The organism is Undibacterium umbellatum (genome assembly GCF_014284125.1).
Taxonomy (GTDB): domain Bacteria; phylum Pseudomonadota; class Gammaproteobacteria; order Burkholderiales; family Burkholderiaceae_D; genus Undibacterium; species Undibacterium umbellatum.
The window spans coordinates 1-23,590 of the sequence record NZ_JACOFX010000009.1; the positions used below are offsets into that span (position 1 = coordinate 1).

Annotated in this window: 22 protein-coding genes; 12 read left to right on the forward strand and 10 right to left on the reverse strand. The window is 49.0% G+C overall.

From position 1 onward, the window contains the following. Positions 1-344 precede the first annotated feature (344 nt). Together H8L47_RS16675 and H8L47_RS16680 are read left to right on the forward strand one after the other, a co-directional pair. The gene (locus H8L47_RS16675; protein ID WP_186954729.1) at positions 345-1,877 is read left to right on the forward strand and encodes a tryptophan halogenase family protein; all 1,533 of its coding nucleotides are present in this window, start codon (positions 345-347) and stop codon (positions 1,875-1,877) included. A 1-nt stretch (position 1,878) separates the two neighbouring features. Continuing rightward, on the forward strand, positions 1,879-2,598 hold the full coding sequence (locus tag H8L47_RS16680; RefSeq protein WP_222616574.1) for a DUF6445 family protein: 720 nt from the start codon (positions 1,879-1,881) through the stop codon (positions 2,596-2,598). A 155-nt stretch (positions 2,599-2,753) separates the two neighbouring features. Here H8L47_RS16680 and H8L47_RS16685 read toward each other — a convergent pair whose 3' ends face one another. From H8L47_RS16685 to H8L47_RS30090, 3 genes are all read right to left on the reverse strand, one after another. Beyond that, positions 2,754-2,948 carry a hypothetical protein gene (locus H8L47_RS16685; RefSeq protein ID WP_186954730.1) on the reverse strand — a complete coding sequence of 65 codons (195 nt, stop codon included), beginning with the start codon at positions 2,946-2,948 and terminating at the stop codon, positions 2,754-2,756. 143 nt (positions 2,949-3,091) lie between these two features. Further along, positions 3,092-5,704: a TonB-dependent receptor gene (locus H8L47_RS16690; protein ID WP_186954731.1), complete on the reverse strand. Its 2,613-nt coding sequence runs from the start codon at positions 5,702-5,704 to the stop codon at positions 3,092-3,094. Between the two features lie 78 nt (positions 5,705-5,782). Continuing rightward, positions 5,783-5,911 (reverse strand): hypothetical protein, encoded by a 129-nt coding sequence (locus tag H8L47_RS30090; protein ID WP_268978070.1) that lies wholly within the window; start codon positions 5,909-5,911, stop codon positions 5,783-5,785. A gap of 645 nt (positions 5,912-6,556) precedes the next feature. Here H8L47_RS30090 and H8L47_RS16695 point away from each other — a divergent pair. After that, positions 6,557-7,294 carry a YoaK family protein gene (locus tag H8L47_RS16695; RefSeq protein ID WP_186954732.1) on the forward strand — a complete coding sequence of 246 codons (738 nt, stop codon included), beginning with the start codon at positions 6,557-6,559 and terminating at the stop codon, positions 7,292-7,294. Positions 7,295-7,349: 55 nt separating this feature from the next. On the opposite strand, the gene H8L47_RS16700 is transcribed toward H8L47_RS16695, so the two are convergent. The 4 genes from H8L47_RS16700 to H8L47_RS16715 all read right to left on the reverse strand — a co-directional run bounded on the left by H8L47_RS16700 (position 7,350) and on the right by H8L47_RS16715 (position 11,467). Continuing rightward, the gene (locus H8L47_RS16700) at positions 7,350-8,009 is read right to left on the reverse strand and encodes an amino acid ABC transporter permease (protein WP_186954733.1); all 660 of its coding nucleotides are present in this window, start codon (positions 8,007-8,009) and stop codon (positions 7,350-7,352) included. Positions 8,010-8,132: 123 nt separating this feature from the next. Next, positions 8,133-8,939 (reverse strand): cystine ABC transporter substrate-binding protein, encoded by an 807-nt coding sequence (locus H8L47_RS16705; RefSeq protein WP_186954734.1) that lies wholly within the window; start codon positions 8,937-8,939, stop codon positions 8,133-8,135. Between the two features lie 229 nt (positions 8,940-9,168). Next, positions 9,169-9,483, reverse strand: a complete 315-nt coding sequence (locus H8L47_RS16710; RefSeq protein ID WP_186954735.1) for a hypothetical protein — start codon at positions 9,481-9,483, stop codon at positions 9,169-9,171. Positions 9,484-9,790: 307 nt separating this feature from the next. Then, the gene (locus tag H8L47_RS16715) at positions 9,791-11,467 is read right to left on the reverse strand and encodes a peptide chain release factor 3 (RefSeq protein WP_186954736.1); all 1,677 of its coding nucleotides are present in this window, start codon (positions 11,465-11,467) and stop codon (positions 9,791-9,793) included. A gap of 222 nt (positions 11,468-11,689) precedes the next feature. Here H8L47_RS16715 and H8L47_RS16720 point away from each other — a divergent pair, with 222 nt between their 5' ends. The 9 genes from H8L47_RS16720 to H8L47_RS16760 all read left to right on the forward strand — a co-directional run bounded on the left by H8L47_RS16720 (position 11,690) and on the right by H8L47_RS16760 (position 21,313). Beyond that, complete coding sequence (locus H8L47_RS16720; protein ID WP_186954737.1) at positions 11,690-12,436, forward strand: hypothetical protein; 747 nt, start codon at positions 11,690-11,692, stop codon at positions 12,434-12,436. Between the two features lie 90 nt (positions 12,437-12,526). Next, entirely contained in the window at positions 12,527-13,540 is a 1,014-nt protein-coding gene (locus tag H8L47_RS16725) for a S1/P1 nuclease (RefSeq protein ID WP_186954738.1), read from the forward strand. Positions 13,541-13,573: 33 nt separating this feature from the next. Then, the gene (gene sppA, locus H8L47_RS16730) at positions 13,574-15,430 is read left to right on the forward strand and encodes a signal peptide peptidase SppA (protein ID WP_186954739.1); all 1,857 of its coding nucleotides are present in this window, start codon (positions 13,574-13,576) and stop codon (positions 15,428-15,430) included. A gap of 171 nt (positions 15,431-15,601) precedes the next feature. Further along, entirely contained in the window at positions 15,602-17,422 is a 1,821-nt protein-coding gene (locus H8L47_RS16735) for a CIA30 family protein (protein WP_186954740.1), read from the forward strand. Positions 17,423-17,459: 37 nt separating this feature from the next. Then, positions 17,460-18,575 (forward strand): sensor histidine kinase, encoded by a 1,116-nt coding sequence (locus tag H8L47_RS30290; protein WP_329605460.1) that lies wholly within the window; start codon positions 17,460-17,462, stop codon positions 18,573-18,575. Continuing rightward, the gene (locus H8L47_RS16745) at positions 18,572-19,177 is read left to right on the forward strand and encodes a response regulator transcription factor (protein ID WP_186954741.1); all 606 of its coding nucleotides are present in this window, start codon (positions 18,572-18,574) and stop codon (positions 19,175-19,177) included. Before H8L47_RS30290 ends, H8L47_RS16745 begins: the two co-directional genes overlap by 4 nt. A 151-nt stretch (positions 19,178-19,328) precedes the next feature. Further along, entirely contained in the window at positions 19,329-19,835 is a 507-nt protein-coding gene (locus H8L47_RS16750; protein ID WP_186954742.1) for a hypothetical protein, read from the forward strand. 78 nt (positions 19,836-19,913) lie between these two features. Further along, positions 19,914-20,795, forward strand: coding sequence for a helix-turn-helix domain-containing protein (locus tag H8L47_RS16755; RefSeq protein ID WP_186954743.1), 882 nt, complete (start codon positions 19,914-19,916; stop codon positions 20,793-20,795). Positions 20,796-20,833: 38 nt separating this feature from the next. Further along, positions 20,834-21,313 (forward strand): NuoB/complex I 20 kDa subunit family protein, encoded by a 480-nt coding sequence (locus tag H8L47_RS16760; RefSeq protein WP_186954744.1) that lies wholly within the window; start codon positions 20,834-20,836, stop codon positions 21,311-21,313. 114 nt (positions 21,314-21,427) lie between these two features. On the opposite strand, the gene H8L47_RS16765 is transcribed toward H8L47_RS16760, so the two are convergent. The 3 genes from H8L47_RS16765 to pal form a co-directional block, all read right to left on the reverse strand. Beyond that, positions 21,428-21,769 (reverse strand): NIPSNAP family protein, encoded by a 342-nt coding sequence (locus H8L47_RS16765; RefSeq protein WP_186954745.1) that lies wholly within the window; start codon positions 21,767-21,769, stop codon positions 21,428-21,430. Between the two features lie 99 nt (positions 21,770-21,868). Then, on the reverse strand, positions 21,869-22,705 hold the full coding sequence (locus H8L47_RS16770; RefSeq protein ID WP_186954746.1) for a serine hydrolase: 837 nt from the start codon (positions 22,703-22,705) through the stop codon (positions 21,869-21,871). A 176-nt stretch (positions 22,706-22,881) separates the two neighbouring features. After that, positions 22,882-23,418, reverse strand: a complete 537-nt coding sequence (pal, locus tag H8L47_RS16775) for a peptidoglycan-associated lipoprotein Pal (RefSeq protein WP_186954747.1) — start codon at positions 23,416-23,418, stop codon at positions 22,882-22,884. Between the last annotated feature and the right edge of the window lie 172 nt (positions 23,419-23,590).

Consider the following 23,590-nt stretch of genomic DNA (forward strand, 5'->3'; position numbering starts at 1 on the left):
CTGAGTCTCACCATGTTTGAAACAACGCCAATAAATCAACTACTTACGCCGTCATCGGGAAATCTCAATGACGATAATCAACCAAAACAGATGTCTCTCCTATGAGAAACGTTGGGACACTAGTGAAGTACATTCAAAGTTGATATAAAACTGATTCTATAAAAAAATAAAATCAAAATTTGATCAAATACCGAAAGGAATCAAGCTTGTAGTAGCAGAAAATATGTGAAATACTTAGCTGAGAATAAGTGAAATTTTCAAGGCTAAAAATTCAATTTCACGCCCTCCAGCAAGTCCCGCTTGTGCCGGACTTTTTTCTTAGCAAGTTTAAATCTGGCAAAAAAATGAGAGTAAAAAGTATTGCGATTATTGGTGGCGGCACAGCTGGCTGGCTCACTGCAAATCACCTGGCGGTGGAACTCAGGGCAGAGACAGATGTCACGATTACGGTCATCGAATCGCCAGAAATTGGTATTATCGGCGTCGGTGAAGGCACTGTCCCTCATATCAGGAAATCCTTGATGAAATTTGGCATTCCTGAAGCTGAGTTGCTTGCCACTTGCGATACCACCTTCAAGAAAGGGATCAAGTTTGTGGACTGGATGACGCCGTCTGCTTCAAATCCCGGAAATAGTTATTACCACCCATTTTCTTCGCCCTATCCCGGCGGCACAGATGTCACGGCGCTCTACCTGAAAAACTCTGGCAGCATGCATTTTTCAGATGTAGCAGAGACTCCTGTTCTTGCCGATGCAATGAAATCACCCAAGAAGGTGTCGTCAGCACAATATGAAGGCGTGGTCAATTATGCCTATCATTTTAATGCCGTTAAATTTGGACAGCTATTAGCAACAAATGCCAAAGAAAAATTGCGGGTCAAGCATAAATCTGCAACGATAGTCGACGCAAAGTTGAACGACCGGGGTGAGGTCGCTTATCTGATCACCAGAGAAGGTGAGCAACTGCATTATGATTTTTATGTGGATTGCTCAGGATTTCATTCACTGATCATGGGGAAAGTACTTAATATCCCTTTTATCGATAAATCTGCACAAATCCTGACGGACACTGCTCTGGCTGTGCAAATACCTACCGCAGCCGAAACTGAAATCCCGCCTTATACTTTAGCCAAAGCGCACACCGCAGGATGGATGTGGGACATACCACTGACCAACCGGCGCGGCGTTGGTTTTGTTTATTCAAGCGCGCATATGACAGAGGATGTGGCAATTCAAAACCTGTCAAAATATCTGCAACTGGATACAGATAAATTCTCGCCTCGCAAGATCCCCATGCGCATGGGCTACAGGGAGAAATTCTGGTGCAAGAACGTGGTGGCGCTGGGCCTGGCACAAGGTTTCGTCGAGCCGCTGGAAGCAACATCCATCTTTGTCACCGATTTTTCTGCCGAACTGTTTGCACGCAATTTTTCAGTCGAAAAAGAAACCATGTCTGTGGCTGCGGATTATTGCAACAAAGTCGTCTCCTATACCTGGGAGCGTGTCATGGATTTTGTGCAAATGCATTACTGCATTTCAGACCGCCAGGACTCCGACTTCTGGCGCGCGAATACCAATGAAGCAAAACGCTCGGATATCCTGAGCGAGAGGCTCGCCATGTGGAAAATCAATCCACCCAAGAAATCCGATTTCTTCAGCCGCTTTGATTTATTTGATGTAGATAATTTTCTCTTTGTGCTCTACGGCATGAAATATCAAACCAGGCCCAGGAATATGACGAATTATGAAGAGGATTACTTCAAGCGCGAAATTGAAAACATAAAAATAAGTAGCCGGAAATTATCTGGTGAACTATTAGGGCATAGGGAATGGCTGGAAAAATTCCTGGCAGCTTACGCTCAATCATTAAGGAACTGAGATGGGCAATGCTATAGATGCCGCATTTTCTCTGCGCATGCCACCTGATATCCAAAGCGTGACGATAGGTGATCACCAGGCAATTATCATTGATAATTTTCTTCAGAATCCTGAAGAGATGAAAGCGATAGGGATCAGTAGCAGCTTTCATCCTTATCCAAATTTCGATAAAAAGAAAGGCTATCCAGGCATACGCGCCCAGGCCCCTGCCGAGTATTCAAACACGATCACTGAATTTCTTGAACCGCTCATCAAGTTAAATTTTGGTGTACCAGAAGAATTGGCCTTACGCAAAAGCATGTGCGCGTTTTCTTTGACGACCATGCATGCAAATGACCTTAGCCCCTTGCAAAGGACACCGCATTTTGATGCAAGCAGCCCTCATCACATGGCGGTGCTGCTCTACCTCTGCGATGAAAGACATGGTGGCACTGGTTTTTATCGGCATAAAGCAACAGGTTTGCAACAAATCACGGAAGCCACGCGCGAGCATTATCTGGATGTGTACTACGAGGAAATCAATGCCGTACGGCCACCAACCAGGTACTTTGATGATAGCAACGAGCATTTCAGTTTTTTGGGCATGATACCTGCCAAATTCAACCGACTGGTGATTTATCGCGGCAGCTTATTGCATACGGCCTGCATTAATCCAGCATTGAGCATTAACGACAACCCGCGCAGTGGTCGCCTGACCGTAAATACTTTTTACGATTTTTGAATAGAGTTTTTTGCTTGCTTGACGATTAGTTAGAAATTCACAAGCATTGAATGATGGAATGATCGCCCCCATGAGATAGTTAAAGCATTTTAATCTGCCAAATTTTCAAAAAAACCCGGCAGATTTTCTTGCATCAAGCTATGACCGCATCCAGATTATTGTTGGCATGCAATGAAGTAATACGATGCATTGCCCATTCTCACTCCTGCGTACTGAGAACCTGGCCAGACTGCCTGGCAATAGCTCGCGCCATCCACATTGCCGGTGACAGCAAAATAGCGAATTTCGGCAGCAGTAGCGTTTCCTGCAACAGCACACAACATCAACAAGGATACAAGCATTTTTTTCATGAAATTCTCCGTATGTTTTATGAAGCACTGATAGGGACTACAAATTTTCCTGGTCGTTAAACCTGGAAAAATACTCAACAAAATTGGTGATGGAAATTGTCATGCAATAAAAAAAGCCTGGCAGAAGCCAGGCTTTTTTTACATCAGAACTTCGCCGAGAGGCTCAGTCTGTAAGTGGTTTCACCCAGGAAAGACCAGGCTGGGTAGCCGCCTTTCAATGGTGTTTTTACAGTTGTATCGTACCCTGCTGCACCGTACTGGACATCATCTTGTTTGAGCAAGTTGATGGCTTCAAACTGCAATCTGAATTGCTTGTTGATGTTCCAGCCAAAGCTCGCATCCAGTGTGCCATATGGATCATGCATACGGTTGCCGTAGTAACCTGTTTCACGAACCATATACTTGGAACGCCAGTTGTAAGCCAGGCGTGCAGAGTAATCAGCATTTTCCCAATAGCCGACCAGATTGAGGTTATGCTTGGATGACAAGGTGAAGACATTGAGCCTGTCCTGATAGCTGATCGCAGGCGCTTTCGCATTTGCCAGTGTGTAGTTGGCAACAACACCAAAGCCATTGTCGAAAGAGTGATTGATCTGCGCTTCCAGACCATCAATCTTGCCGCCGCCAGCATTGACATAACGGTTGACTGTCCAGCTGTCTTTGCCTGTATCAGGGCTGACCACACCGATGCTTTGATTGACCTGGGTATCACTGGTGATGAAATTGTTGATGTCTTTATGGAAGTACATCAAGGAAATCAGATTGCCTTTACCATAGTAATACTCCACACCCAAATCAAACTGGGTTGATTTCATCGGTTTCAAACCAGCAGAACCAAAGTTCACGGTTTCATTACCTGCCACAGTATCCCGGTAACCGATTTGCGTGGACAGGAACATGTTTTCATAGTTAGGACGTGTCACGGCTTGAGAGGCCGTCGCACGCAGGATCACATTTTTCTGCAAATCATAAGCGATATTCAAACTTGGTAGTACATCGCTATAGCTGGCACTATTTGTGACCAGAGTACGGCCCCAACCATCATTTTGACCTACATCACCTGCTGCCAGTGGCGTACCATCAAGCTTGTAACCCGTGCTGTTCACTTTGGTTTTGATATAGCGCAGACCAAAATTACCATGCAGCTTGTCTTCTTCAAAGTTGAACATACCATAAGCAGCGGTATTGTCTTCTTTCAGGATACCCAGACCAGACCTGTCTTCAACCCAGCGAGTAACTGCACCGAGTGAACTGGCCAGCATGGCGCTGGTGTTAGGACGTGGGTAAGACCAGCCTGGCGTGCCCATTTGTATCGTACCGTCGTACAGGCTGGCTGTAGAAACTGACGGTGGATTATTGGAGATGGCGCGATCTGTATGCTTCTCGAAAGTATGCTCTGTGGTACGGAAACCTGTTTTGAAGGAAGAAATCGAACCCCAGTTCAGTTTCAATGTCAGATCAGCTTGCGCAAAATTCTCTTTATCAGAGTTTGGTCCACGTGCCAGTGCCCAGGTCGACACATCGGAATTGGCTGGCAGGTTTGCCAGGCCAACGGACTGATTGGAAGATGGATTAACCTTGATCAGTGTGCCCGTTGCATCGATAGTACCTGTCCATTTAGGCAGATTGCCACCACTGTAACCGTAGTTGGTCGTCAGTGATGTACCACCATCTGCCTTGGTGGTGCCAGCGACGGCTTCAAGTTTGAAGTCATTGGTTTTGTAGCTACCATTCACGGTAAAACTGTCTGACGTCATTTTACCTGCACGCGCCCAGGTTTGAACGAAAGGCGCAGTGGTGTTTGCCAGCGTTGTGTTGCTGCTCAGGCAGGCACCTGCTGCATTCCGGGCTGTACAGCTTTTGCCCTGGAAAATATAGTGGCTGCTATTGGAGTTATTGGCGTCCAGCTCCAGTTTCATATAGTTCAGGCCAAGATCGAAACCTTGTGCTGGCTTGGCTTGCAAGCTGATATTAAATGCCTTGCGCTCACGTTCCTGAACAAAAGTGGATGGCGTTACGTCGTCAGACCAGCGTGCATCTGCTTCAACACCGCGACGGATATAGTCACTCTTCTCTCTGGCACCAGCAACCAGTACACCAAAAGAGTTGGCATCATTTTTCCAGGCGAACATGCCTGAAACATCAGTACCGATTTTATCTGTCAAACTGCCTTTGCTGGCTTTCACGCCGACGTAAGCCGAATTAGCAGCCATGTCGAGTGGTTTGCGTGTCTTGACGATCACCGTTCCACCAATACCGCCTTCAGTCAAATCTGCCTGGGAAGATTTGTACACTTCCATGCCGCCAATCAATTCGGAAGGCAGCAGGGAGTAATTGAAGGAACGGTCAATTGCTTGCTGATCATACCAGCCTGTCGAGGCCACAGTCTGGCCGTTCAAGGTGGTATAAGTCATTTGTGGATCAGAACCACGGACTGAAACCGAAGCGCCCTGACCGAAAGCACGACCAACGGTCACGCCTGGAATACGGCCCAGCGATTCACCCACGTCATTGTCAGGCAACTTGCCCACATCTTCTGCGGACACGGCATCGACCACCCCATTGGCATTGCGCTTGATATTGACTGCATTTTGCAGTGCTGAGCGAATACCAGTGACAGTTACCTGCTGAACTTCATCTTTTGCGCCTTTTTTTGAATCGGCTTCCTGTGCTTGCGCAGTCATCGCTACGCTCATCACCATCACAGCAACTGCCGCTGCGATAGGTGTCAAATTATTTGCTGAATTACGTTTCATATACTCCCCCAAGAAATTCCTAATCAAAGTTTCAGCTTCACATGAAAACTGAAAATTCCAACAATTAGACCTGCACGCTTACATAAAACCCACTTCAATACCACAAGCAAAACCATCCCTCTCATCCAGTTTTACTTTTCCCAGGAATGCAAGGATATCGCAACCTGGCTGTGTTTTTTTTCTCGCGGCGACTGCGGTATTGGCCATGGATCTCACGCCACAGTATCAACTGTGGCCACGACAGGCGTACTCTGAAGCCATCCCCTATTTAGCAAATTCACATGCAGATATCGGCTTGTGGAAAATACTTAACAGCGAATGAGGCTCACTTTAAGGAGCGTAAAAGTGGTTGTCAAGCGGTATCTACGTGGTATCATCGCTACCATTATTGGTATTATCGTAAAGCGTTAGCAAACATGCATAAGCTTATGTTTTTTATGAATAATTTATATTTAGGGTGAAAATTCACACTTAAGTGGACTGTATCCAACAGCCAACACAATATAATTAAACAATATGCATGGGCAAAAGCAAAAGCCAAAGTTTCGCTTTGAAGGAAAGCAGCGTTTCGCAAGTTGGAATGCTGCGTTTCAAGGTAATGAGAAAAACTGTTTAGCTGTTCCGAAACTTGATTATTGCGAAGCTGACCAGATAAAATCCAACTGGTATTAGATTGGCACCGAATTTGCGATCTTCGAAGACTTCAAACAGAGTCCATCGGAGGTGAATCCGGTTTTTTTCATTCTTCATTCCGCGCAAGTTTCTGCTGGCATGGCCGCGATCTGCTTTTGCCGCACAATCTGGATTACACTATCAGGCACAACGGCAACCGCCCCTTCTGAATCCTGACGCATGCCCTTACATTATCTGTCCGCTCTTACCTCACCCAAACGCACGCCACAAGCGAATCTCCATCTGGGTGTCACACTGGCTTGCGTGGCAGGGGCGTTGAATGCCGGTGGTTTTTTGGCAGTTGGCCAATACACTTCCCATATGACAGGCATGCTGTCGTCTGCGGCTGATGATTTGATTTTGGGGAAGATACTGCCCGCCTTTGCCGCACTGTTTATGTTGATCGCCTTTGCATGGGGAGCGGCCTGTACGGCTATCATGGTCAATTTCGCCAAGCGCAATCATTTTCGCTATATCTACACCCCGGTCTTGCTGCTGGAAGCATTGTTACTGCTCGTGTTTGGTCTGGTTGGTACCGAATTGCAGGAACATGCCGTCATCACCGTCTCTTTCACGACGGTCTTACTCTGCTATGTGATGGGCTTGCAGAATGCGCTGATCACCAAAATTTCCAAGGCAGAAATACGCACGACCCATGTCACCGGCCTGGTGACAGACATAGGCATAGAAGTCGGGAAAATGATTTACTGGAACAGGAATAAGGAAGAAATCCATCATCAAAATGAAGTGGGAGCCAATCTGCAAAAATTGCGCCTGCACAGCTTGCTGGTATTTGCCTTTTTTTCAGGCGGCTTGCTGGGTGCTTTTGGCTTCAAGCACTTCGGCTTCATTTCCACACTGCCAATTGCGACTGCGCTGGTGGTGCTGTCGCTGGCCCCGCGACTGAAAAACATGTGAGTCTGCCGGTGCTGTTACAGACATCAAGAAGCAACATGCCTGAAAACCCGGAAAATCACACTTGATGGGCTTTTTGCAGGCGCTTTTCCAGTCGCCTTTGCACGACTTCAAAGCACAGACTGAGCGCCCAGTATATGGCTGCTGCAGCGATATACAGCGGTAAGGGCCGAAAACTGGTGGCGATGACTTCCTTGGTCGCCAGCATCAATTCTGTCACGGTGATGACAGATACCAGCGAGGTATCCTTGATCAGACTGATAAGGGTATTGCTCATGGAAGGTACAGCGACGCGCATGGCCTGCGGCACCACGATATAGCGCAGCGTCTGCGCATAGTTCAGGCCCAGGCTGGAACTCGCGGCCCACTGTCCACGGCTGACACCAAGTATCGCACCGCGTATGCTTTCCGACAGATAAGCACCAGAGTTAAGACTGAGTGCCAATATGCCAGCCGATGTCGCCGAGAACTCGACGCCCAGGCTGGGCAGCCCGTAATAGATGACGAATATCTGCACCAGCAAGGGTGTACCGCGTATCAGGCTGACATAGACCGCTGCTGGCGCACTGATGGCGGCAAATGGCAAAATGCGCGCCACTGCCAGCAGGAATCCCAATATCAATCCCCCCACCATGGCACCAATGGCAAAAAGCAAGGTATAGGCCACGCCCTTAAGCATGACAGGGGCTGCCATCTGCAGCAATTCCAGAATTTCCATGGCGACTTTAAAAAGAAATATCCCCGCGGGACGGGGATAGAATTGTGACTAAGTGGAATCAATCCACTTAATCATACAGCTTAAGCAGCCGACATTGCAGGGCAATGTCGGCCTGATTGCAGCTTATTGCGCAGTAGGTGCCTTGCTGACATCCTTGCCAAACCATTTATTGGATATTTTGGCGAAGCTGCCGTCCTTGATGATCTCGGCCAGCGCCACATTCAACGCTGCGGCAAACTTGGGATTGCCCTTTTGAAAGGGAATACCATTTTTGGCAATTTCACCGATAGGTGCGCCCGCTTTGACTGGCAGGTTGGTCGCTTTCAACAAATAAGCAACCATCAGGCTATCATTCAAGGCGGCGTCAACACGGCCTGCGGCCAGGTCTTGCAGGTACTCAGGTGCGCCGGGATAGCTCTTCACTTCAATACCAGCCACGGCCTTTGCCCGTTCTTCATAATTGCTGCCCTGCCCCACACCCAGTTTTTTGCCTTTCAGGTCATCCAGGCTTTTGAATTCGCGCTTGTCATCCTTTTTGACGATAAGCTGGGCACTGGACAGGGTGTATGGGTCAGAAAAATCAAAAGTTTCCTGACGCTTGGCTGTGACACCAACCTGATTGACGATCACATCGAACTTGCCCGCAGAAAGGCCAGCGAGTATGCCGCTCCATTCAGAAGTCACGAATTCTGGCTTGACGCCCAATTTGGCGGCCAGCAATTTGGCGACATCCACATCAAAGCCGGCCAGTTCATTGGTTTTGGTATCTTTGAAATTGAAGGGTGGATAAGTCCCTTCCAGTGCAATTTTAAGGGTGCCGCGTGTTTTGACAGTATCCAGCAAATCAGCAGCACTTGCAGTCAGAGAAGCACCTGCCAGCACCAGCCCAGCGAATAAGGCGGAGATTGTTTTTCTTGTAGAGATTTTCATTGTATTCCCAGGAAGTTTTCTGCCCCCAACTCACGGGAGGAAGCGGATTCATTGAAACATGCCAGATGGAAAAATTATCCGGCGACCTGGGTATGATATGGAGTCAGGCTGGATAAGGACAACGAAGTATTTCTTATTTGCATATACCAAGTGGTTCTATATGCGAAAAACAAGGAAGATGTGCAAATGGTGAAAACACGTCCCTGATGACAGAGACGTGTCACACAGTTCAGAAAGACGGCAGGTCGTTGAGGCTATTGCCAGGTACCTCATTGCTGGCGGTGCTCAGACCACGCACACCATCCTCATACTGTACTCCGACCACTTTTGGTCCAAGGATGATGCCGTTTGCGCTTTGAAATTTGGGCAAGACTTCGTCGCCATTGGCGATGGTATCCAGGACTGCTTGCACATCTGCCTCCTGAGGGTCCTCCACCATGGCTGGCGGCATGACTTGCCCACCCTTGCTCTTGCCCCAGCGCACCTTGGCGATACGCTGACCACTGTCATCAAAACGTACGGCTTCTATAAAAAATAATGCCATGATCACGCTCCTCATCAAAGTTGCAAAGAAAATCGGGAAGGAAATGCTTTAGCTCATACAAACGGCCAACGCTAATTTTTGGGATTACGAATACTCTGCACGCTTGCCTGACACCTCATCTTGCGCCTTCAGTATGACAGCTATATGTCATGATGTCGTGCAAAAAAAGCACCTTAAATCAACATGTTAGCAAATTAAAATCTGCATTCAAGTAAATTTTATTGCCCCCAATGGCAAAGCGGCTGACAGAAGCTTTTCGCTCTGTCAGCCGCTTGCTTGCTAGCTTTGACTAATTTAGCGGAATTCTTTACCCAAGCTTTGCCGCATGTTCCCGCGTCGCGTGAAAGGTTACACCAGGCCAACGTTCTTGAGTCAACTTGAGGTTCACACCTGACGTCGCCAGATAAGCCATATTGCCTGCAGCATCATAAGCGATGTTGCCGCCTGCGCTTGAGCGCTCAAAGTCAGCCAGCATTTTCTTGTCGTCACAACTGATCCAGCGGGCGCTGCTGATACTGGTGCCTTCAAACACGGCATCAACGCCGTATTCATTTTTAAGACGGCTGGCCACCACTTCAAACTGCAAGACACCGACCGCCCCCAGCACCAGATCACTGCTGACGACAGGCTTGAATACCTGTACCGCACCCTCTTCACCCAATTGCTGCAAGCCTTTTTGCAATTGCTTGATTTTCAGCGGGTTCAAAATACGTGCTGTACGGAAAAAGTCTGGAGCGAAGTAAGGGATGCCGGTAAATTGCAGCAATTCACCTTCAGAAAAACTGTCACCTATCTGCATGTTGCCGTGGTTGGGCAAACCGATGATGTCACCAGGATAAGCCTCTTCCACCTGTTCGCGTGAAGAAGCCATGAAGGTCACAACGGACGATACCTTGATCTCGCGGTTCAGGCGCAAGTGCTTGAGCTTCATGCCGCGTTCAAAACGTCCAGAGCATACGCGCAGGAAGGCGATACGGTCGCGGTGAGCCGGGTCCATATTCGCCTGGATTTTGAAAATGAAACCAGAGAATGGCGTTTCTTTTGGTTCGACTGAACGGATGGTGGCATCACGTTCACGCGGTGCCGGCGCCCAATCCAGCAAGGCGTTCAGGATTTCACGCACACCAAAGTTATTGATGGCAGAACCAAAGAATACTGGCGTTTGCACGCCAGCTAAAAAGTCTTCCAGGCTAAATGGATGGGATGCGCCATGCACCAGCTCAACTTCCATCTTCAGTTGTTCGATTTCCAGTGGGAACATTTCTACCAGACGAGGATTATTGATGCCCTTGATGACTTCAAATTCCTGATCCGCACGTTCGCTACCTGGCGTGAACAACAAAATCTCATCTTTCAGGATATGGTACACACCGCGGAAAGTCTTACCCATACCAATAGGCCAGGTCACTGGTGCACACTGTATCTTCAGTACCGACTCCAGCTCATCGAGCAATTCCAGCGGGTCGCGGGTTTCGCGATCCATCTTGTTGACAAAGGTGATGATGGGCGTATTGCGCATGCGGCAAACATTGAGCAGCTTGATGGTCTGTTCTTCCACACCCTTGGCGGCGTCGATCACCATCAGGGCAGAATCCACCGCCGTCAACACACGATAAGTATCTTCAGAAAAGTCCTGGTGACCGGGGGTGTCGAGCAGGTTGACCACGTGGTCGCGGTATTCAAACTGCATGACGGAGGATGCCACCGAGATGCCGCGCTGCTTTTCTATCTCCATCCAGTCCGAAGTCGCATGGCGACCGCTCTTGCGCGCCTTGACCGTACCCGCCAGTTGAATCGCGCCTGAGAACATCAGCAGCTTTTCTGTCAATGTGGTTTTACCCGCATCCGGATGGGAAATAATGCCGAAGGTGCGGCGGCGTGCCACTTCGCGGCTGATCAGGTCTTTCGATGCCGCGCTGGACGTAGTCGTCTCTGCGACTGACTCGTGGCCGGATTCAGCGCTATCGTCTGGGGATGTATTCATGGTGTTCATGCTGATGCCGCAAAAATGGAAGAAAAACACGCAAGTTTAGCTGGTATTGAGGTCGAAGTCGAATGCAAGGATTTGCAAGGCAAGGCAATTTGACATTTCCATGATCAGGAAATAAAAGAAATAACAATTCCATCATGGATTTTCTTGCACTTTCCTGTAGCGATGCCATGATATGCAAATACCTTCGTTCACGATAGATCAATGTAGATAATCATGAAGAAATTTGCTCTTAAGGCAACATTCTCTCTCTGTATATTGTTAGCCATGCCTGCGCAAGCGGGTTCTGGCTATTATCTCGTTAGCATCTATGAAAATGAGGGTGAAAAGACCATAGACTTCAAGACCTGGTCTTCTTTCGTTGATAATCGCCCTACTTCGACTGCGCCTGACCTGGGTTTCAGCTACATGCCCAACAAGACCTGGTACACCGAATTATATGCAACCTGGTTCCGGCGCGGGGTTGGTTCACTGGCAAACAGTGCATGGACCTGGCAAAACGATTTCTTGCTTACCCATGGCCAATATGATGTTGACGTTGCCTTGCATACAAGTCTGAACAAGAACACTGACAGCAGCCGGGGAGTGGATTTTGAATTTGGCCCTGCCATGCAAACCGGGTTTGGCCGCGTACAGATAAATACCAACCTGTTCCTGGAACGCACCTACCGCACCAGTCCGGCGACGCGCATGCAAATGAAATACCAGTGGCAGACCAAATACCGCTACCGACCTGAGCTGGAGTTTGGCTTGCAGGGCTTTGGAGAACTGGGTGATTGGGATAACTGGTCGGCACTGGCTCAGCAATCACACCGGGCTGGCCCGATGGTATCCGGGAGTTTCAAGTTGGGGAACGCGGCAGACAACAAGCAAGCCATCAGGTATGAAGCATCATATGTAGTCGGCAAACTCAATACCCGCCACGCAGGCGTATTCAGCATGCGCCTGCAATACGCATTCTGATCCGAACACAATCTCTCCAGTTTGCTATATCCTCATCATCTTTGCTTGTTATCATCTTTGGTGTTTTTTTACTATCTATCTGATCTTCCTATGAAAAAGTTACTGATCTCTGCTTTTATGCTGGCACTGGCCAGCTTGCCACAACTGAGTTTTGCCTGGGGTGCCGATGGTCACCAGACTGTGGGGGCAATTGCTGAAAACCTGTTGGCAGGTAGCAAAGCGGGTATCCAGGTCAGAGCACTGCTGGGTACAAATACCCTGGAAAAAGTCGCCGTATGGGGCGATTGCGTCAAAGGCATAGCGCCCGAAAAAGACTTTACCTATACCTCCACTGGCCGTTACCCGGAGTGTGCATCCTTTGAGACGGCCGCAGGCATCGATGCCATGGCAGATTATGTGAAACGCAACAATACCAATTGTAATCCGGCCTTTGATGAAGAAAACTGCCACAAGCAATATCACTATGTCAACGTAGCGCTGCAACATGAACACTATAAATCTGGTTATGTAGGCACCAGCGATCATGATATCGTCAATGCCATTCGTGCAGCCGTTGCGGTGTTGCAAGACAAACCACAACCAAAACCATTCAACTTCAAAGATAAGCAAGAAGCACTGACACTGCTGACCCACTATGTAGGCGACTTGCATCAGCCTCTGCATGTAGGCTCCATCTTTTTGAACGCCGATGGGAAGATCGTCAACCCGGATGAAGGCCAGTATGACCGTGGCAGCACTACCGTTGGTGGCAATGCATTGCAATGCCCATGTGGCAACCTTCACGCATTGTGGGATGATCTGCCTCAGCAATTCAAGCGTGGCCGCATGAATGAAGCACTGACTAAAAAAGCCAGGGCAATAGCGCCTGCCAATGCCACCATAGAAGAATTGCCGGCATTGTGGGCCAACGATGCCATTCGCGATGCCAAACAACTGTTTGCCGGTACCCAATTCAGTAAAAGTACACCGAACCAAAGAGGAAATAGCTGGTCTATTGCCTTGCCACTCGAATATGAAAAAACCATGCTGAACATGAAAGAAGATGCGCTGGCACGTGCGGGTGCTCATCTGGCTCAGTTGTTAAAATCCATCTGGCCTGAATAATTCAGTTCTAACGTCACATTAGGAAAATTTGCTATGGCTTTTACCCCACTACGCTGGATAGGAACGGGCTTCAAATACCTCTGGAATGCGCTGGATTTCAGCCGCCGGGTATTTTTCAACCTGTTGATCCTGGCTATCCTTATCATGATCATCGTTAATATTCTCAGTAGCGGGGTGAAAAAGATAGAAAACAAAACTGCCCTGATACTAAATATTAAGGGTACGCTGGTTGAACAACACGACAGCAACCCAAGGGAAGCTTTGCTGGCAGAAGCCAGAGGCGAAGCCAAGAAAACCACGCAATTGCGCGATGTTCTGGCTGTGCTGGATCAGGCAGCCAAAGACCCGCAAATCAGCAGTGCAGTATTAATGCTGGACGAAATGGACGGCGCTGGCCTGGCTACCCTGCGTGAAGTAGCGACCGCAATCGACAGGTTCAAGGCCAGTGGCAAAACCGTGGTGGCCTGGGGTTCCAGCTATGACCAGCGTCAATACTATCTGGCTTCCCGTGCGAATGAGGTATACCTGCACCCCATGGGCACTGTAATGATTACCGGTTTTGGCAAATACCGTAATTATTACCGCGATGCCCTCGACAAGCTTGGTGTCACCGTGAACGTGCTCAAGGCTGGTAACTTTAAAAGTTTTGGCGAACCTTATGTTGCCAACGGCCCATCGAAAGAAGCCGCTGAAGCAGAAAGCTATTTATTCAATGGCTTGTGGAAAACCTATACCACCGACGTTGAAAAAGCCCGCAAATTGCCTGAAGGCGACATCATGCGCGGCATCAACGACCTCAGCAAACTGCTGGTCGCTGCTGGCGGTGATATCGCCAAACTGTCACTCAATGCCAAACTGGTTGATGGACTGAAAACCCGTGATGAACTGCGTGAAATCATGCTCAAGCGCGGCATCAAGGATGAGCAAATCAAAAGCTTCCGCCAGATCCCTTTTGACGACTACCTGGCCAGAGTTAAAACCAAGGCCTTTGGTGATGCAGTTGGTGTTATCGTCGCAGCAGGTGAAATCAGCGAAGGCATGGCACCTCCGGGCTCTATCGGTGGATTGTCGACAGCGCAAATGATACGCAAGGCACGGGAAGATGACAGCATCAAAGCCCTGGTCCTGCGCGTTGATTCGCCTGGCGGTAGTGCTTTTGGTTCTGAACTGATACGCAGGGAACTGGAACTGACACGCAAGGCTGGCAAACCCGTGGTGGTCTCGATGGGGGATGTCGCTGCATCCGGTGGTTACTGGATTTCCATGGCGGCTGACGAAGTGATTGCAGATGAGGCCACGATTACAGGCTCTATCGGTGTCATCGCCATATTGCCATCCGCCGACAAGGCTGCTGACAAACTGGGTGTGCACACTGCTGGTTCACCGACCACCTGGCTGGCCGATCCTTTCAATCCTTTGCGTCCGTTCAACGCACGTTTTGCCCAGGTTTTGCAAAGCAGTATAGACCACACATATGCCGACTTCACTTCCAAGGCTGCGGCAGCACGTAAAACCACGCCTGAAAAAATCAATGAAGTTGCCCAGGGCCGCGTCTGGACTGGCACACAAGCCAAGGAGCGCGGCCTGGTTGATACCATAGGCAATTTTGGTGATGCATTGAAATCGGCATCTACCCGCGCCAAGCTGGGCGCGGATTACCGCATCAGCTATATCGAACGTGAACCTTCAAAGATAGACCGTATTTTAAGTATCTTTGATGCCACTGCGGCCAGGGTATTGCATGACAATTTCAAACTCGCCGTCGTACCAACGGGCATGCCACCAGCGGCTGCAAGCCAGGTACTGAAAGACCTGAGCTGGTTGGCGGAAGTCAATAAAGAAGGTAAAGGCTTTACCGCATTGACGCATTGCCTTTGTACTGCCCCATAAGACTGAGGCGTCTTGAATAAAAAGTCCCGCGTCTTTTCGCGGGATTTTTTATTTGCACAGTGGTTTCACAGTCGGTATGACAAATGTCATCTCAAACTGATGGCATTTGCTTCTGTTTTATCAATATCGGGAAAGGCAAGATAGCGACATATCTCAACAAGGAGTAACAAGATGAAAAAAACCACTCTCGCCCTGGCCCTGGCTGTTTGCGCTGGCTGCTTTCATTTTCCTGCAACTGCGGCAAGCTTTTTGATTGAACGTGTACGTGTATTTGATGGCAAAAAAATTCAAGCAGATAAGAATGTTCTTATCGTCGATGGCAAAATCCAGGACAGCAATTTCAAAGGCAAACCTGCTGCAGATGTCACCATCATCAATGGTAAAGGCCGCACCCTGTTGCCTGGCTTGATCGATGCCCATGTGCACGCCTATAAGGACCACGAACTACCATTGTTGTATGGAATTACCACGCAAATCGATATGTTCACCAACGTAACGCAAATGAAAGAGATCAATGAAAAAATGCGCAAGGGTGACAACCGCGAACGCCCTGATCTGATTTCTGCTGGCGTACTGGCAACTGCCCCTGGTGGACATGGTACGGAATATGGCATGTCCATCCCTACCCTGAACAAACCGGAAGAAGCACAAGCCTGGGTTGATGCCCGTCTGGCAGAAGGCTCTCACTTTATCAAGATCGTGATTGAACACGGCAGTGACAAACGCCCTTTCAATAGCCTGGATACCACGACAGTCAAGGCCTTGATCAAAGCCGCCCATGTGCGCAACAAGCTGGCAGTAGTCCATATAGGCAATCTTAAAGAAGCGCAAGATGCCTTAGCCGCTGGCGCAGATGGCCTGGTCCATTTATTCAATGACAAGCAAATCAGTGATAAAGACATGCGCGATCTGGTCAATAGCGCAAAACGCAAACATGCTTTTATTATTCCCACTTTTTCTGTACTGGAAAGTATGGCTGGCATAAAAGAACAAGATGTATTGGCTGACAAACGCATGACTAATTTGCTGGGCAAGGTACAAATGCAAGCACTGAACACGCCCTTTGGTGCCAGGCCTGACCCGGATTTGCTGAACGTACCAAAAATGATGACGGCAGCCATGCATGCGGCTGGCGTACCCATCCTGGCTGGCACTGATGCGGGCAACCCAGGTACACAATATGGCATCAGCCTGCATCATGAACTCGCCTCACTGGTAGATGCGGGCTTGAGCCCCACTGCAGCGCTGGCATCAGCCACTTCGGTGCCAGCCTCTGCCTTCCGGTTAAAGGACAGAGGCCGTGTCGCCAATGGTTACAAAGCCGATCTCTTGCTGGTTGATGGCGAACCGGACAAGGATATTAGCAATACACGCAATATCGTCGATATCTGGAAAGACGGTGAACGCGTCACAGCGCAACGCGAACAAAAACAGCAAGAAGTGTCCAGGCAAAATGCGCAAAAAAATCTGCTGGTGGAAATCCCTGCCGACGGCCGTATCAGCTTGTTTAGCAAAGAAAAACTAGCCAGTCCATTTGGTATTGGCTGGCACCCTTCTACGGATGCTCCCATGGCTGGAAAATCAAGCGTCAACATCAAGATGCTCGATACCGCCAAAGAAACAGACGCGCCAGCAGACGCCATCTCGATTGCTGCCACCATTAATCCTGGTTTTGCCTACCCCTGGGCCGGACTGGCCTTCTTTCCTGGCAGGCAGCCCATGGAAGCCGCCAACTTAAGTGCTGCCAACACGCTGAAATTCCGCGTAAAAGGTGATGGTAAAGACTATAGTGTGGCAATCAGTGTTCAAGGTAGCTATATACCTTTATCCGTACGCTTCAACACCACATCAGAATGGCAGGAGGTAGTGATCCCATTTAGCAAGTTCAAGGGACTGGATGCCAGCATCATCACCGTAATCGCATTCAATGCCGGGCCGCAAATCGGCGAATATCATTTTGAAATTGCTGACATTCGTCTTTTAAAGGAATAATGCTGGATATTCATCAGTAAGTACCCAGGGGCTAGCCGTGAGCAAATCAATATTATCGACACTATCTTTCCCCTGGGTGCCAGTGCGCTATGGCAAAGCACCCTATTTCTGGCTTTTCTCATTTGCCATTTTTGGCTGGAAATATCTATATGTCGCTCCCAACAGTCAGGAATTGATCGCCCTGACCTTGAGCCTGTTATTCTTTTTGCCGGTTTACTTTTATAGTTTCTGGTGTTCTGGATGGCGCATTTACGCATGCATCGTAACCGTTTGCGCCATGGGCATCATCTGGGCACCCTACAATTTTGGCGGTTCCACTTTCTGCATCTTTGCAGCCACCATGACTGCGCGCTTGCCAGATACACGCAAGGCATATTTGACTTTGCTCGCCGTCGGCATGGCCATCATGATCGCCAGCATTCTCATGAAACTGGAAACTTTTTTCTGGGTACCGGCAATCATCTTCAGCATACCCAGTGGCATTGGTGCCATCATGGGCGAGCGCCTGTCGCGCAGCAATGAAAACCTGATCGCCAAACAGCAAGAAGTCGAATATCTGGCAGCACTGAGTGAGCGTGAACGCATCGCCAGAGATTTGCACGACTTGCTGGGTCACACCCTTTCGGTGATTACTCTGAAAGCCGAATTAGCAGGCAAACTCCTGGATAGAAATCCAGAAGCTTGCAAGAAAGAAATCCATGATATCGAGCACACAGCACGACAGGCACTGGCTGAAGTCCGCGCTGCCGTCATTGGCTATCGTGCTACCGGCCTTGGTCATGAATTGCAGTCCGCCAAAAACACGCTGGATGCAGCACAAGTCGCCTTGCTCTGTGATGTAGAACAGTTCACCATGCCCCAGAACCTGGAAAATGTGCTGGCACTGGCTGTACGGGAAGCGATCACCAATATCATACGACATGCCCAGGCCAGCCAGTGTCATATACAGCTACAGCGGCAAGGCTCGCACATCGTCCTAAAAATAAGTGACAATGGCATCGCCGGAAAAACTGGTGTTGTGCACAAAGGCAGCGGGCTCAACGGTATGAGTGAACGTGTGCATGCACTTGGTGGCAGCTTGCAAGTAAGCACAAAACCTGACATAACAGGACTACATTTGGAGTTATCTCTGCCCATGAAAGAAGAAACATGATACGCATCGTCATCGCCGAAGATCAGGCCCTGGTATCTGGTGCGCTGGCCGCCTTGCTAGGAATGGAAGATGATTTACAAGTCATAGGCCTGGCGAAGAATGGTCAGGAAGCCCTGACACTGTGCGAAAAAGAACAACCAGACATACTCGTCACCGATATAGAAATGCCCATCATGACAGGACTGGAACTGGCCGCTGCCGTAGCAGAGAAAAAATTGAACAGCAAGGTCATCGTCCTGACCACTTTTGCACGTAGCGGTTATCTGCGCCGCGCCATGGCAAGTAGCGTGCGCGGCTATATGCTCAAGGATGCACCTGCAAACACGCTGGCCACAGCCATACGCACAGTACACGCTGGTGGACGCGCCATAGCGCCTGAACTGGCCATGGAAAGCTGGGGTGGCGAGCAAGACCCTCTGAGCGAACGCGAACGTCAGGTATTGCGCCTGGCAGGCACTGGTTCCAGCAGCACCGAAATTGCCAAGCTCATGCATTTATCAGAAGGAACCGTGCGCAATTATCTGTCAGAAGCAATCAGCAAACTGCGCGCAAAAAACCGCGTGGATGCCTACCGCCTGGCGCGGGATCAAGGTTGGTTGTAAGGAAGCAGCTAGCCTATAATGAGGCAGTTTACAAAAAAGGATGTATGCCATGAGAAAACTCACCATTCTTCTGATATTCAGCCTCCCATCGCTCTCTTACGCGGGACAAACTCTGCTTGAAGCAAAAGCAGACAAGTTACGAAATGATGCCATGAGCGCATTCGAAAAAAGTCAGGATCAGAAGAAGGCCTTACAGCTCAATGCTGCAGCACTTAAAGTGACCCGGCATTTGCCGGAAACCAGCTGGCGCACCATAGAAAATTATGATGATGCCGGTTTGTATTATTACGAGAGCGGTAAATGGAAAGCATCAGCCCAGCACCAGGCAATTGCAGTACTGCTGGCTTGCGGCATGGAAGACAGCAAAGCCATGTTTCCAGTTTATGTAAAACGTTTGGGTTTTGCTTTTTCAAAGTATCGGCCAGGCCAGGATTTCGCCCCCATTGCCGCCAATCCCCTGATACTCCTGAGCGATATCGCCTTTAATCTGCGCGCCAATGCTGATTTGAGAAAACGCTATTTCAAGACCATAAAACTAAAACCGGGTACCCAGACTCCGACTGCAGCTTATCTTTACAAAATAAAGCCCGATGCACTACCCGCTACATGTTATATCCAGCCAGACCAGGCCAAGGAGCAAGCGGTCAAGAGTGAATAAGGCCTTTAGTGAATAAAGCGTTTTAAGCAAAGAGGCTACAATAGCGACAATTTCTTCCGCAATAAGAGCTAGCGTCAATTGCAAGATCCTTCTTTACCACATGCCAGCCTTGCCCCACATCCCTTGTTGGCGGATATCTGCATGCATTTTCTGGTCAAGGAAGTACCATCGTGCTGGTACACCGTGCCAGCCAGTCCACTACCGATGTTGATCGTCGTTTTAAACGGTGCGATGGAAATGGAAGACGGGCAGACCTTGTCCCGCTTCGCCATCATCGGCCCCAACAGGCACCGTTCGCGGGGCAAGGCCCAGCCTGGCTCACGCTTCATGTCAACGACTTTTCGCCCTGGCAAACTCAGCAATATACTAGGTTACCCTGTAGACGAATTTAGCGACGCCGTTATCAATCTGGCCGATGTGTTGCCGCTATCCCACTACACGGAAGTGAATGAAAAACTGGACGCCGCCAATGGCACTGCAGCCCAATTGGATGTAGTACAAAGTATGCTGTTACGCTTGCGCTTGCTTGAAAAACCTCGCATTGCTCCGCTGGTTATTCCCTATCACTGGATCAATAAACCAGCACAGGAACTAGCTGACAGCCTGGGTTTAGGCACACGCCAATTTGAAAGACGCTTTCTGGCCAGTTTTGGCCTCAGTTTGCGCAGCTACAAACAGCATTTACGCTACGGCACATCCCTGATGCAAGTCATGCTGGGTAGACTGCCAGCGAAGACCTGGGCAGAATGCGCCATGAATTTTGGCTATGCCGACCAGGCACACATGAACCACGACTTTGTGCGTTTTACCGGCCATACACCAGCCCAGCTCATGCGTGGCATTGCAGGACAAGATCCTGCACTTTGGGCATTCAGCTTTAATGAAGCTGAATTGGGGGAGTTGTTTATTCCCTCTGATGAGATCGATGTCGTTTCGGTACAAGACCGAATCATCGCTTGAATGCATAATCGGGGCTTCTCATAGAAGGAGCACCATCCATGGAAGAGCAATCAGGTTTGTTTCAGGATTCCTACATCCTGACCAACGTCAACGACTTGATGAACAAGGTGCAAAGCAATAGCATGTGGTATCTGTCTTTTGGTCTTGCTTGCTGCGCTGTGGAAATGATGCAGGCCGCCAGCGCCCGCTATGACATGGATCGCTTCGGTTTCATGCCACGCGCCAGTCCCCGCCACGCTGACCTGATGATAGTCGCTGGCACCCTCACTAATAAAATGGCCCCAGCTCTGCGCAAAGTGTATGACCAGATGGCCGAGCCACGCTATGTGATCTCCATGGGCTCTTGCGCCAATGGTGGTGGCTACTACCACTATTCGTATTCCGTGGTTCGCGGCTGCGACCGTATCGTACCTGTCGACATCTATATACCCGGCTGCCCACCGACTGCGGAAGCCCTGATCTATGGGCTGCTGCAATTACAGAACAAGATCAAGCGCAGCAATAGTATAGCGCGCTAAAAAAACACTGTAGTTGCATCACGTCGCACATCCGGGCATATGCTGTCTCCATTCGCAGTCCTGCTCCATTTATTTAGCGAGATGTGTGAGCAAGGTCAATGCCCTGCTGGCTGACTAGGGCGCGTTGAGTTGGCGCATACTATTGACACCCTCGTCAGACAACCAGACCAGGGTGTTCATATAGGTATCGATGCAATCGACCAATTCTGACCTGGGACCGTTTTTCCATTCGCTGGAACCATAGAAGGCATTTTGTTCGGCTTCCAGAGCATCACGGCTGGCATAAGCACGTATCATGTAGTAGCTTGCCTCTTCATGGTCTGAGTGGCCATAGGCGACCACGTCCATATTGCTGCTTCTCAGCATGGGGACAGTGATCGTATGCACTGTGTGATGAAACGCCTCTGCAACGCCGGGTTTCAGGCGATAAGTGCGAATTTCGATTAAGCGGGGCATGGCGGTTCCTGTCAGAGTTCAAATATGAACCGGCATGCTAGCATAGCTGTCAACTTTCTATTGACCATCAATGCAGGACGCTGACACAGGCGAGGCAATTCAACGATGGCGTTTATGCCGCCTGACTATCTTGGCCGTGATTTCTTCTTTATACCCCAGCAGTTTTCCTATATTCAAGGCATCCGTCCACCGTGCAGAACCGGCTCGCGCATTCAGCAAAATCATGGTGGCTTTTTTGCCTGCCAGCTTCACACGCATGATGAGACAGGCCCCGGCTTCGTTGGTGAATCCGGTCTTGGACAGCAGTATGTCCCAGCCTTTTTTACCAATCAGGCGATTGGTATTATGGAATTCACGGCTGCGACCATTCTTCAGTGTGACGCTGTCTTCACTGGCAGTGGTGATGTCGGCAATTTCCGGATAGCGGGATGCAGCTTGCGTCATCTTCACCAGATCAGCCGCCGTTGAGGTATTTTCTGGCGACAAGCCAGTCGCTTCACGTATGACGGTATGCCCCATACCCAAGGCAATCAATTTGGATTTGACAGCCACCATGAATGCACCCTGACCACCAGGGTAAGTACGGGACAGTGCGGCGGCAGCACGGTTATCGGAAGACATCAGAGCCAGTTGCAAGGCCTCTCTGCGGGTCATACTTGAACCTATGGGGACATGGGAACGGCTATGCTTGAGCTGGTCTTTGTCCTCTTCTTCTATGGAGATTTTCTCACCCATATTGGCTTTGCTGTCGAGCAGCACCATGGCTGTCATAAGCTTGGTCAGCGAGGCAATGGGCACGACCACATCGGCATTTTTTTCCAGTAAAACCTGGCCACTGCGCTCATCGACAACAATGACATTTTGCGAATTCAATTGCATGGCAGACAGGCTGCCGCAATAAAACATCAGGACTACAAGCAACTTCGGCTTCAACATCTGGGCACATCAATTCTGTCACGGGATTAAACAAATAAGGCTGACGCAAAATTGCTAAGGCGATGACATCGCAACAGATCTAACAATTTTGCGTCAATATTATAGTAAAAAACCAGTTTGCATACTGGCGTCATTTCATGACACCGAATACAAACTGGTTTTAGTCATGTCAAGAATTATTTACCTGAGTAGATAATATCTGCACGACGATTTTCTGCCCAGGAAGCTTCATCACTACCTGTTGCTTTTGGTTTTTCTTTACCCAGGGAAACTGCTTCCATTTGAGATTCAGGCACGCCTAACAGGGACAAGGATTTACGCACGGCTTCTGCACGTTTTTGACCCAACGCCAGGTTGTATTCACTGCCACCGCGTTCATCGGTATTACCCTGGATCAGAACTTTCTTTCCTTTGTTAGTACCCAAATATTTAGAGTGAGCGTTGACTGTGCCACTGTATTCAGTTTTAACTACGTATTGGTCAAAGTCAAAATAGACGCTACGTTTTGCCAGCGGGCTGTTTGGATCATTCAATGGGTCCATTTCTGCTTTTACTGGAGTTACGTTACGAGTGTCTGTAACTACAGGCTTAGTCGTAGTTGTAGGCTGTTGTGCTGGCTGTTCGGCTACTTTAACTGGTGAACTGCAAGCTGCTAATAAAGTAGCAATTGCTGCCAAACCAGCAGCGTTTTTGAATGTGTTGATTGCACGCATGTAAATACTCTCTAAATTTTTGATTGGTCGATTCAAACCTGCACAGAACATTTCAGGTATCAGGTATTATGAAACTTCGCCATGTTGCCCCAAGAAACTTAGGTGAATCTTAAAATTTCCCATTTATTCCGGTTAAGCGGAGAATTTTTTCAAAAAAATAATTTTATTACCA